12 protein-coding genes are annotated in these 13,118 nt (G+C 70.3%); 6 read left to right on the top strand and 6 right to left on the bottom strand.

Translation table 11 applies throughout. The features are described 5' to 3' along the window. Positions 1–12: 12 nt before the first annotated feature. From K206_RS0111600 to K206_RS0111585, 4 genes are all read right to left on the bottom strand, one after another. A complete protein-coding gene (locus K206_RS0111600; RefSeq protein WP_020202582.1) occupies positions 13–1,245 on the bottom strand; it encodes an MFS transporter in 1,233 nt (410 codons plus the stop codon). A gap of 1 nt (position 1,246) precedes the next feature. Beyond that, positions 1,247–2,365 (bottom strand): chorismate synthase, encoded by a 1,119-nt coding sequence (gene aroC, locus K206_RS0111595; RefSeq protein WP_020202581.1) that lies wholly within the window; start codon positions 2,363–2,365, stop codon positions 1,247–1,249. Positions 2,366–2,486: 121 nt separating this feature from the next. Further along, complete coding sequence (locus K206_RS0111590) at positions 2,487–4,385, bottom strand: MFS transporter (RefSeq protein WP_020202580.1); 1,899 nt, start codon at positions 4,383–4,385, stop codon at positions 2,487–2,489. 200 nt (positions 4,386–4,585) lie between these two features. Beyond that, positions 4,586–5,032 (bottom strand): CBS domain-containing protein, encoded by a 447-nt coding sequence (locus K206_RS0111585; RefSeq protein WP_020202579.1) that lies wholly within the window; start codon positions 5,030–5,032, stop codon positions 4,586–4,588. A gap of 271 nt (positions 5,033–5,303) precedes the next feature. Here K206_RS0111585 and K206_RS0111580 point away from each other — a divergent pair, with 271 nt between their 5' ends. The 3 genes from K206_RS0111580 (at position 5,304) to K206_RS0111570 (ending at position 8,064) form a co-directional block, all read left to right on the top strand. Next, positions 5,304–6,614: an O-acetylhomoserine aminocarboxypropyltransferase gene (locus K206_RS0111580; protein ID WP_020202578.1), complete on the top strand. Its 1,311-nt coding sequence runs from the start codon at positions 5,304–5,306 to the stop codon at positions 6,612–6,614. Next, positions 6,614–7,438, top strand: a complete 825-nt coding sequence (locus K206_RS0111575) for an alpha/beta fold hydrolase (RefSeq protein ID WP_020202577.1) — start codon at positions 6,614–6,616, stop codon at positions 7,436–7,438. The genes K206_RS0111580 and K206_RS0111575 overlap by 1 nt, the downstream gene beginning before the upstream one ends. A gap of 308 nt (positions 7,439–7,746) precedes the next feature. Then, the gene (locus K206_RS0111570) at positions 7,747–8,064 is read left to right on the top strand and encodes an Mpo1-like protein (RefSeq protein WP_020202576.1); all 318 of its coding nucleotides are present in this window, start codon (positions 7,747–7,749) and stop codon (positions 8,062–8,064) included. Positions 8,065–8,077: 13 nt separating this feature from the next. Here the strand turns inward: K206_RS0111570 and K206_RS0111565 are convergent, their stop codons facing one another. Then, positions 8,078–9,442: a YihY family inner membrane protein gene (locus K206_RS0111565; protein WP_020202575.1), complete on the bottom strand. Its 1,365-nt coding sequence runs from the start codon at positions 9,440–9,442 to the stop codon at positions 8,078–8,080. A 238-nt stretch (positions 9,443–9,680) separates the two neighbouring features. On the opposite strand from K206_RS0111565, the gene wrbA reads away from it, so the two are divergent. The 3 genes from wrbA to K206_RS0111550 are packed head-to-tail and all read left to right on the top strand — an operon-like array spanning position 9,681 to position 12,163. Then, on the top strand, positions 9,681–10,286 hold the full coding sequence (gene wrbA, locus K206_RS0111560) for an NAD(P)H:quinone oxidoreductase (protein WP_020202574.1): 606 nt from the start codon (positions 9,681–9,683) through the stop codon (positions 10,284–10,286). Then, positions 10,283–10,705, top strand: a complete 423-nt coding sequence (locus K206_RS0111555) for a DUF2069 domain-containing protein (protein ID WP_020202573.1) — start codon at positions 10,283–10,285, stop codon at positions 10,703–10,705. Before wrbA ends, K206_RS0111555 begins: the two co-directional genes overlap by 4 nt. 36 nt (positions 10,706–10,741) lie before the next feature. Continuing rightward, positions 10,742–12,163: an FAD-binding oxidoreductase gene (locus tag K206_RS0111550; protein WP_020202572.1), complete on the top strand. Its 1,422-nt coding sequence runs from the start codon at positions 10,742–10,744 to the stop codon at positions 12,161–12,163. Here the strand turns inward: K206_RS0111550 and K206_RS38040 are convergent. Next, a complete protein-coding gene (locus K206_RS38040; RefSeq protein WP_020202571.1) occupies positions 12,160–13,074 on the bottom strand; it encodes a TetR/AcrR family transcriptional regulator in 915 nt (304 codons plus the stop codon). The two genes, K206_RS0111550 and K206_RS38040, sit on opposite strands and share 4 nt — an antisense overlap. Between the last annotated feature and the right edge of the window lie 44 nt (positions 13,075–13,118).

Raw genomic sequence — 13,118 nt, 5'->3', positions numbered from 1 at the left:
GCGCCTGAGCGCCTAGCCGTCGGCGCGAGCCTGCGCGGCTTCGGCGCGGAACGTCATCAGCGCGCACGCGGCGCCGGCCGCCGCCGCCAGCGCGGCCAGCCCGAAGGTATGGGCCGGCCCCAGCGCCTTCCAGGTCCAGCCCATCGCCAGCCCGCCCAGCGTGCCGCCCAGGCCGTAGGAAATGCCGGTGTAGAGCGCCTGGCCGCGCCCTTGCAGCGGCCCGGCGAACCAGCGCTGCAGCCGCTTGAGGCTGGCGCTGTGGTGCGCGCCGAAGGTGGCCGCGTGCAGCACCTGCACCAGCGCCATCAGCCACGCCAGCTGCGCCAGGTAGCCGGTCAGGCCGAAGCGCAGCGCCGCCAGCACGAAGGTGCCGGCCAGGATGGCGCGCAGCGGCACGGCGTCGAACAGCCGGCCCTGGTAGAAGAAGAACACGATCTCCGCCACCACGCCGATGGTCCACATCACGCCGATGGCGAACTTGCTGTAGCCGAGCTGCTCCAGGTAGAGCGAATAGAACACGTACAGCGCGGCGTGCGCGAACATCATCAGGAAGGCCGAGGCCATGAACCAGCGCACGTCGGCGCGCCGCAGCAGCGGCAGCGCCGGCGGCGGTTTCACGCGCGGGCCTTCCTCGGGCGCGTCGCGCAGGCCGAACACCACCACCAGGAACAGCGCCAGCATGGCGCTGGCCAGCCACGGAAAAGCCTCCATGCCGAGCCGCCCGAACAGCGCGCCGCCCAGCAGCACGGCGGCGATGAAGCCGGCCGAGCCGAACATGCGGATGCGCCCGTAGCGGTGATCGAAGGCGCCGTAGCGGCGCAGCGTGGAAATGGTGAGCGCGTCGCCCAGCGGCGACATCGCGCTGGTGATCAGGTTCAGCCCGATCATCATCGCCATCATGCCGCCGTAGCTGGTGATGCCCGGCACCGCCAGGAAGGCCAGCAAGGCGCTCACGCCGGCCAGGCGCAGCAGGCGCACCCGGGTATGCATCACGTCCGACAGCCAGCCCCAGAAATACGGGCCGACGATGCGGCTGACCTGGAAGCACGCCATCAGCACGCCGATCTGCACCGGGTTGAAGCCGCGCCCGGCGAAGAACAGGCTCACATAGGGCGAGATGACGCCGACATAACCGTAGTAGCCGAGATAGAACAGGCCGAAGCGCGTCTCGGACAGGCGCCCGGCCGGCCCGGCGCCGGCCGCTTGCGTGGCCGTCTCGCCGGCCCGCGGCTGGACCCGCGCCAACTCAGCGCGGCTGGCCGGACTGCGGCGCCCGCGCGGGGATGCGCGGCGTGTCGACCTTGACGTCGCCGCACTGGGCGCGCTGGCGCAGCGCGTGGTCGATCAGCACCAGCGCCAGCATGGCCTCGGCGATCGGCGTGGCGCGGATGCCCACGCACGGGTCGTGGCGGCCGAAGGTCTCCACGGTGGCCGTCTGGCCGGTCTTGTCGATCGATTCGCGCGGCGTGCGGATGCTGGAAGTGGGCTTGATCGCCAGCGAGACGGTCACGTCCTGGCCGGTCGAGATGCCGCCCAGCACGCCGCCCGCATTGTTGGTGCGAAAGCCCTCCGGCGTCAGCTCGTCGCCATGCACGCTGCCGCGCTGGCCGACGCTGTCGAAGCCGGCGCCGATCTCCACGCCCTTGACCGCGTTGATGCCCATCATGGCGTGCGCGATGTCGGCGTCGAGCCGGTCGAACAGCGGCTCGCCCAGGCCCACCGGCACGCCGCTGGCCACCACCTCGATGCGCGCGCCGACCGAGTCGCCGTCGCGGCGCAGCGCGTCCATGTAGGTTTCCAGCTCCGGCACGATCTCCGCGTTGGCGGCGAAGAACGGGTTCTGCGGCACCTCGGCCCAGTCCATGAACGGCACCTGGATCTCGCCCAGCTGCGACATGTAGCCCCGGATCTCGGTGCCGTACTGCTCGCGCAGCCACTTCTTGGCCACCGCGCCGGCCGCCACCACCGGCGCGGTCAGGCGCGCCGACGAGCGGCCGCCGCCGCGGTAATCGCGGATGCCGTACTTCTGCCAGTAGGTGTAGTCGGCGTGGCCCGGGCGGAAGGTCTCGACGATGTTGCCGTAGTCCTTGCTGCGCTGGTCGGTGTTGCGGATCAGCAGGCAGATCGGCGTGCCGGTGGTCTTGCCTTCGAACACGCCGGACAGGATCTCGACCTGGTCGGCCTCCTGACGCTGGGTGACGTGGCGCGAGGTGCCGGGCCGGCGGCGGTCCAGGTCGCCCTGGATGTCGGCCTCGCTCAGGGCCATGCCCGGCGGGCAGCCGTCCACCACCGCGCCGATGGCCGGGCCGTGCGATTCGCCGAACGTGGTGACTGTGAAGAGCAGGCCGAGGGTATTGCCGGACATGATGGAGAACCGCGACAGCGCGTGGAAATTGGGGAACGGGCTACATTGTAAGGCTTTTGCCGCCCGCCCGGCCCCGCGCCGGCGTGCGGCGAAACCGCCGCATGCCGGCCGCGGGGACGCCTCAGCGCCACTCGCCGCGCAGGCCCTGCACCACCTGCTGCAGGCTCTCCGGCGTGGCCAGCTCCGGCGCGATCGGGTCGCCCACCACCAGCTCCAGCCGGTTCAGGATGCCGCGCCGGAACGGCCGCGACATGGCCGCGCCGCCCTGGCGCGAGAAGAAGCTGCCCCACAGCCCGCGCAGCGCCATCGGCACCACCGGCACCGGCGTGCGGCGGATGATCTGCTGCACGCCCTGCTTGAACGGATTGATCTCGCCGTTGGCGGTGATCTTGCCCTCGGGGAAGATGCAGACCAGGTCGCCCTCGGCAAGCGCGCGCGCCACCTCGTCATAGGCGCGCTCGAGCATCTGCGGGTCTTCGTGCGCGGGCGCGATCGGGATCGCCTTGGCCTGGCGGAAGAACCACGACAGCAGCGGCACCTTGAAGATGCGGTGATCCATGACGAAGCGCACCGGACGCGGGCTGCCCGCCATCAGCACCACCGCGTCGGCGAAGCTGACGTGGTTGCAGACCAGCACCGCCGGGCCCTCGGCCGGGATGCGCTCGGCGTTCACGCGCCGCAGCCGGTACACGGTGTGCACCAGGATCCAGGCGATGAAGCGCAGCAGGAATTCGGGCACCAGGCTGTAGATGTAGATCGCCACCACCGCGTTGAGCACGCCCACCGCCAGGAACAGCTCGGGGATGGTGAAGCCGGCCTGGGTCATGACCATCGCCATCAGCGACGAAGCGATCATGAAAAAGCTGTTGAGAATGTTGTTGGCGGCGATGATGCGGGCCCGGTGCGTGGGCGCGCAGCGGCTCTGGATCAGCGCGTACAGCGGCACGCTGTAGAAGCCGCCGAACATGGCCAGCAGGAACAGGTCGGCCAGCACGCGCCAGTGGCGCGGCTCGGCGAGGAAGCCGGCCAGCCCCGACAGTTCGGCGTGATGCTCGCCGTGGCTGCCGAAGAACAGGTCGAGCGCGAACACCGTCATGCCGATCGAGCCGAACGGCACCAGCCCGATCTCCACGTGCCGCCCCGACAACCGCTCGCACAGCAGCGAGCCGGTGCCGATGCCGAGCGAGAACACCGCCAGCAGCAGCGTCACCACGTTCTGGTCGCCGCCGAGCACGTCCTTGGCGAAGCTGAAGAACGAGGTCAGGAAGGTCGCGCCGAGGAACCACAGCCAGGAAATGCCGAGCAGGCTCAGGAACACCGTACGGTTGGTGCGCGCCAGCGCCAGGTTGCGCCAGGTCTCGGTAAACGGGTTCCAGTTGATGCGCAGGTCCGGCTGCGGCGCCGGCGAGTCCGGCACGCGCGCCGACACCACGCGCCCGGCCAGCGCCAGCAGCACGCAGGCCGCGCCCACGTAGAGCGGCCCCGTCATGCGCCCGCCGTGCGCGATGCCGGCCAGCTCGCCGCCCAGCAGCGTGCCGAGCAGGATGGCGACGAAGGTGCCCATCTCCACCAGCCCGTTGCCGCCGACCAGCTCGGTTTCATCGAGATGCTGCGGCAGGTAGGCGAACTTGACCGGGCCGAACAGCGTCGAGTGCAGGCCCATCAGGAACGTGCCGAGGTAGAGCAAGGCCGCGCTGTGCAGGGCGAAGCCGGCCAGGCCCAGCAGCATGATGCCGATCTCCAGCGTCTTGACCATGCGGATCAGCCGGGACTTCTCGATCTTGTCGGCGATCTGCCCGCTGGTGGCCGAGAACAGCACGAACGGCGCGATGAAGATGGCCGAGATCAGGAACGCCGCGCTGCGGGCGTCGACGCCCTCGAACAGGGCCGTGTGGTAGGTGACGAGGGAGGTAAAGGCAACCTTGAACAGGTTGTCGTTCATGGCCCCGAGGAACTGGGTCCAGAAGAACGGGGCGAAACGGCGCGAGCGGAGCAGTCGGAATTGGTTTTGTTGGCTCATGTAGACAGGAAAGAGATGACCCCGGCAAGCCGGATGCCCGTGGCGGGCCCCCGGCGCGACATTGCTGGCAACGTGGCTGCCGCCGCAGGCGCGCCCGCGGCGCGCGCACCCGATGCACACCCGATGCATACCCGCGGCGCTTGATTCCGTTCACATCGCCGCGGCGCCGCCCGTCCGGCACCCGCGGCGCGCCGCCGGCCTCAGTCGGTCTTTTCTTCCGGCCAGTCGCGGATGTAGGCCTTGAGCATGCGGTTCTCGAAGCTCTGCTCCTCCACCACCGCCTTGGCCACGTCGTAGAAGGAAATCACGCCCATCAGGGTGCGGTTGTCCATCACCGGCAGGTAGCGCGTGTGGCGTTCCAGCATCATGCGGCGCACTTCGTTGACGTCGGTTTCCATCGTGCAGGTCAGCGGCGCGTCGTCCATCACCTTGCGCAGGCTGAAGGTGCCCACCGAGCCGTTGTTGGCGGCCAGCGTGTTGATGATCTCGCGGAAGGTCAGCATGCCGACCAGCTCGCCGTACTCCATCACCACCAGCGAGCCGATGTCGTGCTCGGCCATCGTCCTGACCGCCAGCTGCAGCGAGGTGTCGGGCGTCACGGTAAAGAGCGTGTTGCCCTTGATCTGCAGGATGTCGCTGACTTTCATGGTGGTCTCCGCTTGCTGAATCTGCTTGTATGTATCTGCTGATGTACTGCCGCTGTGATGGCGCCGCGCCGCCGGCCGCGCCGGGCCGGTTCCGCCCTGGCGCGGCGCGGGCACGGGCCGGCACCGCCGGATGGGCCGATCCTAGCCGAAACCGCCCGCCCAAGTAAAGCGCGGCGGCCCCGCGAGCCGCCCCGGCGCGCGCTTTGCCGTGCCCCGGCGCCGTCGCCGGATGCTACGATGCGCACCGGAGACAACTCTTGCCCTGGAAGCCATGTCCGGTACCCGATTCGACACCCTGGCGCTGCATGCCGGCGCCGCCCCCGACCCCGCCACCGGCGCGCGGGCCACGCCCATCCACCTGACCACGTCCTTCGTCTTCCGCGACAGCGAGCACGCCGCCTCGCTGTTCAACATGGAACGCGCCGGCCACGTCTACTCGCGCATCTCCAACCCCACCGTGGCGGTGTTCGAGGAGCGCGTCGCCGCGCTGGAGAACGGCGCCGGCGCGATCGGCGTGGCCTCCGGCCAGGCCGCGCTGCACCTCGCCGTGGCCACGCTGATGGGCGCCGGCTCGCACATCGTGGCGTCCAGCGCGCTGTACGGCGGCTCGCACAACCTGCTGCACTACACGCTGCGCCGCTTCGGCATCGAGACCACCTTCGTGCAGGCGCGCGACATCGACGCCTGGCGCGCCGCCATCCGGCCCGAGACCCGGCTGCTGTTCGGCGAATCGCTCGGCAACCCCGGCCTGGACGTGCTCGACATCCCCACGCTGGCCCAGCTCGGCCGCGACCACGGCATCCCGCTGCTGGTCGACTCCACCTTCACCACGCCCTACCTGCTCAGGCCGTTCGACCACGGCGCCGGCCTGCTCTACCACTCGGCCACCAAGTTCCTGGGCGGGCACGGCACCACCATCGGCGGCGTGCTGGCCGAGGGCGGCACCTTCGATTTCGAGGCCTCCGGCCGCTTCCCCGAGCTGTCGGAGCCGTATGCCGGCTTCCACAACATGGTGTTTACCGAGGAAAGCACGGTGGCGCCGTTCCTGCTGCGCGCGCGCCGCGAAGGCCTGCGCGATTTCGGCGCCTGCCTCAACCCGATGGCCGCCTGGCAACTGCTGCAAGGCATCGAGACCCTGCCGCTGCGCATGGCCCGGCACGTGGACAACGCGCGCCGCGTGGTGCAGTTCCTGGTCTCGCACCCGATGGTGGAGTCGGTGGCCTACCCCGAGCTCGAATCCCACCCCGACTACGAACTCGCCAAGCGCCTGCTGCCGCGCGGCGCCGGCGCCGTGTTCAGCTTCAACCTCAAGGGCGACCGCGCCGCCGGCCAGCGCTTCATCGAAAGCCTGGCGCTGTTCTCTCACCTGGCCAACGTCGGCGACGCGCGCTCGCTGGTGATCCACCCCGCCTCCACCACGCACTTCCGCATGGACGCGGCGGCGCTGCAGGCCGCCGGCATCGGCGAAGGCACCATCCGCCTGTCGGTCGGCCTGGAAGACGCGGACGACCTGATCGACGATCTCAAGCGCGGCCTCAAGGCCGCCGAGCGCGCCATGAGCGGCAAGGGAGGGCAAGCCTGATGGAACTGACGATCGCGGGCCGCAAGGCCTACGCCTACACCGGCGGCAAACCCTTCAACCCGGCCCTGCCGTGCGCCGTGTTCGTGCACGGCGCGCAGAACGACCACAGCGTGTGGGCCCTGCAGACGCGCTGGTTCGCCAACCACGGCTTCGGCGTGCTGGCGGTGGACCTGCCCGGCCACAACCGCAGCGAAGGCGCGCCGCTCAAGACCATCGAGGCGATGGCCGACTGGGTGGCTGAACTGCTGCGCGCCGCCGGCGTCGCCGCGCCGGCGCTGGTGTTCGGCCACAGCATGGGATCGCTGATCGCGCTGGAAACCGCCGCGCGCCACCCCGATGCGGTGCGCGCCATCGCGCTGCTGGCCACGGCCTACCCGATGAAGGTCTCCGACGCCCTGCTCGAAGCCTCGCTCAAGCAGGTGGACCAGGCCATCGCGATGGTCAATGCGTGGTCGCACTCCAGCCTCGCCAACAAGCCGTCCTCGCCGGGACCCGGCTCGTGGATGCAGGGCGGCAGCCAGCGCCTGATGGAGCGCGTGGCGCAGCGCAACCCGCAGGGCCACGTCTTCCACAACGACTTCTCGGCCTGCAACGCCTACGCCAACGGCGAAGCCGCCGCCGCCGCGGTGCGCTGCCCGGCGCTGTTCATCAGCGGCAGCAAGGACATGATGACCTCGCCCAAGGCCGCGCTGGCACTGGCGGCGAAAATGGCCTCGGCCAGCACCGTCTCCGTGCCCTGCGGCCACGCGCTGATGGGCGAAAAACCCGACGAAGTGCTCGACGCGCTGGCCGCGTTCGCGCGCAAGGCGGTGGCGGCGGGCTGAGCGAGGCTTCGGCCCAAAGGCACGCCGACCCTCTCCCCCGACCCCTCTCCCGCAAGCGGGAGAGGGGAGCAACCCCCCGGCGACTGGCGAAGCCCGCGAATGGGCCCACACCGCGCGAGCTAGCCCAAGCATGGTGTCCTCCCTCTCCCCTCACGGGGAGAGGGCCGGGGAGAGGGGCGGTTTAGCTAGGAGCCACATCAAGCAGGGCCAACGGTGTTGTCCGGCATGGCAGCCCCGTGAAGACCCCTCTGGACACCCGCCCCATGCCGGCTAGACTGAAACATGCCGCACCCCCACAGGAGTACGACATGCCCCAGGCACGCACCCGCGAATTCCGGAATTTCGCCGCCTTCTACCCGTTCTACCTGAACGAGCACCGCAACCTCACCTGCCGCCGGCTCCATTTCGCCGGCTCCACGGTGGCGCTGCTGTGCCTGCTGGCGCTGCTCATCAGCGGCAACTGGTGGTGGCTGGCGGCGGCCGCGGTGTCGGGCTACGCCTTCGCCTGGGTCGGCCATTTCGGGTTCGAGAAGAACCGCCCGGCCACGTTCCGCCACCCGTTCTACAGCCTGATGGGCGACTGGGTCATGTACGCCGACATCTGGCGCGGCAGGATTCCGTTCTAGCCGCGCGCGCGGCTCAGATCTGGCCGTGCCAGCCCGGCGGCACCACTTCCAGCGCGCGGCGCGCGCCCTCGGCCGGACGGCCGGGCGCCGCCGCTTCCTCTTCCGCCAAGACCTGGGCCTGCGCCTGCCGCTGCGCGAACACCGCTTCCAGCGGCTGGTCCAGGCGCGGGTTGTCCAGCACCTGCCGCAGCGCGTCGGCGCCCTGCAACTGCTGCGCCAGCGCGGTGCGCGGCAGGCGCGGCAGGTTCAGCACCAGGCGGTCGTGCAGCGTGCGCAGCGTCACGTGGGCGGGGTCGCACAGCAGCGCCCAGTGGGCCTGGCCGCGGTCCTGCGCCAGCTTGCCGATCAGGTGCATCGCCTTGAGCCGACCGAGCAGGCCGGACAGGTAGTCCGCTTCCACCCGCAGCTTGCGCCCGAGGTCGAGCTCGCCGATGCTGCGCGGCACTTCGTCGCGCGCGCGGTAGAGCAGGTAGAGCACGCCGAGCGCGTCGAAAAACTCGCTGCCGGCGAACGTGCGGCGGCGCCAGTAGCCCTGGCGGATCACCGGCAGGTTGGCGGCGATGGTGGCGCCCAGCAGCGTCACCAGCCAGCTCAGGTAGATCCACAGCAGGAAGATCGGCAGCGCGGCGAAGGTGCCGTAGACCGCGGTGTAGGTCGGGATGTGCGTGACGAAGTAGCCGAAGCCGCGCTTGGCGAACTCGAACGCCAGCGCCGCCACCAGCCCGGCGGTGATGGCGTCGCGCCACTCCACGCTGGCATTGGGCACGGCGATGTAGAGGAAGGCGAAGGCCAGCGCCGACAGCACCACCGGCGTCAGGCTCACCAGCAGGCCCAGCCCCAGCGGCATGGTGCCCGCGTAGCCGGCCGAGACCGAGATCAGGTAGGAGCTGATCGACAGGCTGGCGCCGATCAGCACCGGCCCCAGCGTCAGCACCGCCCAGAACACCAGCACGCGCTGCGCCAGCGGGCGGCGCTGCTTGACGCGCCAGATCGCGTTGAGCGCGTCCTCCACCGTCAGCATGGTCAGCACCGAAGTCACCATCAGGCCGCCCAGGCCGGCCGCGGTCAGGCCCCTGGCGTTCTTGGAAAACTGCCCGAGATAGCTGGTGATGGAATCGCTGACGTTGCCGGGAATCAGGTTCTGGAACAGGAAGGTCTCGATGGAGCTGCGGAACTCGCGGAACACCGGGAACGCGGCCAGCAGCGCGAACGCCACGGTCAGCACCGGCACCACCGCCAGCACGGTGGTGAAGGTCAGGCTGGCCGACACCTGCGGCAGGCGGTCCTCGGCCGCGCGGCGCAGCGCGTAGCGGGTCAGCGCGCGCAGCTTCTGCAGGTTCCATTCCCTGCGCAGGCGGACGATGCGGGCGGCGAACATGCGGGGGCGGGCTCCTGGCGTGATGCGGTGATGATGGGTGGTGATGACGGGCGGCAATGATCGGCAGCAATCGATAGCAATCGACAGCAATCGGCGCCGGCGACGCCGCCATGACGGCTCCGGCGGGCCGCGCCGGGGCCACAACTATAATACGCGCATTGCCCGGCGCGCCGCGCCCGGCGCCAACCAGCCTGCCCTTGCTGCCTGCCGCCCGGCGCGGCCAGCCGCGGCCCCGTCCATGACCGACATCCTCGTCCTCTACTACAGCCGCCACGGCAGCACCCGCAAGCTCGCGGAACTGATCGCCCACGGCATCGACAGCGTGCCCGGCGCCCATGCCCGCCTGCGCACGGTGCCGCCGGTATCCACCGTCAGCGAGGCTACCGCGCCGGACATCCCCGCCGACGGCCCGCCCTATGCCGAGCTGCGCGACCTGGAGGAATGCCAGGGCCTGGCGCTGGGCAGCCCGACCCGCTTCGGCAACATGGCCGCGCCGATGAAATACTTCCTCGACGGCACCGTGGCGCAGTGGCTGGCGGGCGCGCTCAGCGGCAAGCCGGCCTGCGTGTTCACCGCCACCGGCAGCCTGCACGGCGGCCAGGAAACCACGCTGCTGTCGATGATGCTGCCGCTGCTGCACCACGGCATGCTGCTGGTCGGCCTGCCCTACTCGGAAAGCGCGCTGATGACCACCGCCGGCGGCGGCACGCCCTACGGCCCCAGCCACCACGCGCGCGTGGACAACAGCGCGCCGGTGTCCGAGGACGAAGCCGCGCTGGCGCGCGCGATGGGCCGCCGCCTGGCCGAGACCGCGCTGCGGCTGGCCGCCGGGAGCCGCGCATGAGCGCCGCGCCGGCCGGCGCCGGCGACGCCGCGGCCACCGACGGCGCGCTGCACAGCGCCGCGCTGTACCGCCTGAGCGCCGGCAGCCTGCTCGCGCTGATCGTGCTGTGCATCGCCTGGGAATGGTTCCTCGCGCCGCTGCGCCCGGGCGGCTCGTGGCTGGTCCTCAAGTTCCTGCCGCTGCTGCTGCCGCTGCGCGGCGTGCTGACGCGCAACCGCTACACCATGCAGTGGTCGTCGATGCTGATCCTGCTGTTCTTCACCGAAGGCATCGTGCGCGCCACCAGCGACCGCCCGCCCTCCTCCGCGCTGGCGTGGCTCGAGGTGGCGCTGACGCTGCTGTTCTTCTTCGCCACCATCCTCTACCTGCGCCCGTACAAGCGCCGCGCCCGGGCGCTGCAGCCGGCCCGCCGCAAGTAGCCGCCCGCCACACCAGAAGCCGCACCGGACCTCACCATGACCGCCACGCAGTTCGAATCCTTCCTCGCCCTCTGCCGCGCCGCGCTGGGCAGCCAGCACGTGCTGACCGACGACGCCGACAAGGCGCCCTACCTGACCGACTGGCGCAAGCGCTACACCGGCGAGGCCATCGCCGTGCTGCGCCCCGGCACCACCGAGGAAGTCGCCGCCGCCGTGCATGCCTGCCACGCGCACCAGATCGCGATGGTGCCGCAGGGCGGCAACACCGGGCTGTGCGGCGGCGCCACGCCGATGGCCGGCACCGGGTCCGTGGTGATCTCGCTGCAGCGGCTCAACCGCGTGCGGCAGGTCGACCCGCTCAACAACACCGTCACCGTGGAAGCCGGCGTGATCCTGCAGCAGCTGCAGGACACCGCGCGCGAGCACGGCCGCCTGTTCCCGCTGAGCCTGGCGGCCGAAGGCAGCTGCACCATCGGCGGCAACCTCGGCACCAACGCGGGCGGCACCGGCGTGCTGCGCTACGGCAACACGCGCGAGCTGTGCCTGGGGCTGGAAGTAGTCACGCCGTCCGGCGAGGTCTGGGACGGCCTGCGCGGCCTGCGCAAGGACAATACCGGCTACGACCTGCGCGACCTGTTCATCGGCGCCGAAGGCACGCTCGGCATCATCACCGCCGCCGTCATGAAGCTCTACCCGCTGCCGCGCGCGCGCGTGACCGCGCTGGCCGCGGTGGCCAGCCCGCGCGCCGCGCTGGCGCTGCTGGCCATCGCCCAGCAGCGCGCCGGGGCGCTGCTGACCGGCTTCGAGCTGATGTCGCAGATGTGCCTGTCGCTCGTCACCACGCACTACCCGCAACTGCGCTATCCGTTCGACCGCCCGCATCCGCAGGTGGTGCTGCTGGAACTGTCCGACAACGAAAGCGAGGAACACGCGCGCGCCATCTTCGAGGCCATGATGGAAACCGCGTTCGAGACCGGCGTGGTGGAAGACGCGGTGGTGGCCGAGTCGGTGCAGCAGTCGCGCGACTTCTGGAACCTGCGCGAGCACATCCCGCTGGCGCAGGTGGAGGAAGGCAAGAACATCAAGCACGACATCGCCGTGCCGGTCTCGCGCGTCGCCGATTTCATCGACACCACCGACGCGCGCATCCAGCAGGCCTTCCCCGGCGCGCGCATGGTCACCTTCGGCCATCTCGGCGACGGCAACCTGCACTACAACGTGTCGCCGCCGGCCGGCGAGAACCACGACGCCTTCCTCGACAACAGCCCGGCCATCAACGCCATCGTGCACGACAGCGTGCACGCGCACCGCGGCTCGATCTCGGCCGAGCACGGCCTGGGCCAGCTCAAGCGCGAGGAAAACCGCCGCTACAAGAGCGAGGTAGAGCTGGCCATGATGCGCGCCATCAAGCAGGCGCTGGATCCGCGCGGGCTGATGAATCCCGGCAAGGTAATCTAACGCGCCAGGCTGCTTTCGATGCCGCGGATGACCACGTCCACGTACAGGCCGAAGCTGGAATCCATGGGCGCGTCGGTGCCGTTCTGCCACCGCACGATGAACGCCTTGTTGGCCATCTCCGGCAGGTAGCGGGCCAGCGTGGGATAGTCCAGCGCTCGAATCGAGCGGGTCCGCTCCTGCAACTGCCGCGCCCAGGCGTCCGTGTCGTCCTTCGGCACCGAGGCGTATTCCAGCGTCGGAAAGCCCACCATCGTGGAGATGACCACGTTGTACATCTCCAGCATGCGGTCGTCGGGACAGCCCGCCGCCCTCAGGACCGAGAGAATGCGATCGATCAGCGTGGGGCTCAGGCTGGCATTCGCCACCAGTTGGGCGCCCACCAGCTGGGCGATGTTCGGGTGCCGGCGCATGACATCGCGGCAGCGCACGAACAGCTCCCTGAGCCAGTCCTGCCACGCCAGCTCGCCCGGTTCCGGCGCCACGTCGACCATGGTGGCCTCGACCACGGACGCCAGCAGGTCGTCGCGCGTGGCCACGTGCCAGTACAGGGCGGCGGGATAGACGCCCAGTGACCTGGCGACGTCGCGCAGGCTGAACGCCATGACGCCGTTGCGGTCGATCTGTTCGAGGGCGGCCGCGACAATCTTTTCCCTGGTCAGCCCCGGCCCCGAAGCCTTGCCGCGGGTCGCGCGCGCGCCCTCTTTCCTGACGGCGGGCCGCGCGTCCGGCGCCGCGCGCTTGCGAACGCCCGCGCCCTTGTCCGCGCGCTTGTCCGCGTCCCCGGCCACGCTTTTGGTGGCGCTCTTGGTGGCGCCTTTGGCCGTGCCCTTGGTTACGCTCTTGGCCGCGCTCTTGCCCGTATCCTTGTCGCCGGCCTTTGCCCGGGCATTCCTGGTGCCTGTCGCCATCATGTCTCTTACTTGGTGTTCAGTAAGATCATTGTACGCCAAGCGGC

The sequence above is a fragment of the Cupriavidus sp. WS genome (genome assembly GCF_000395345.1).
In the GTDB taxonomy this organism is placed as follows: domain Bacteria; phylum Pseudomonadota; class Gammaproteobacteria; order Burkholderiales; family Burkholderiaceae; genus Cupriavidus; species Cupriavidus basilensis_B.
The sequence above is the reverse complement of the archived record's forward strand: the minus strand, read 5'-3'. Positions and strand labels throughout refer to the sequence as shown.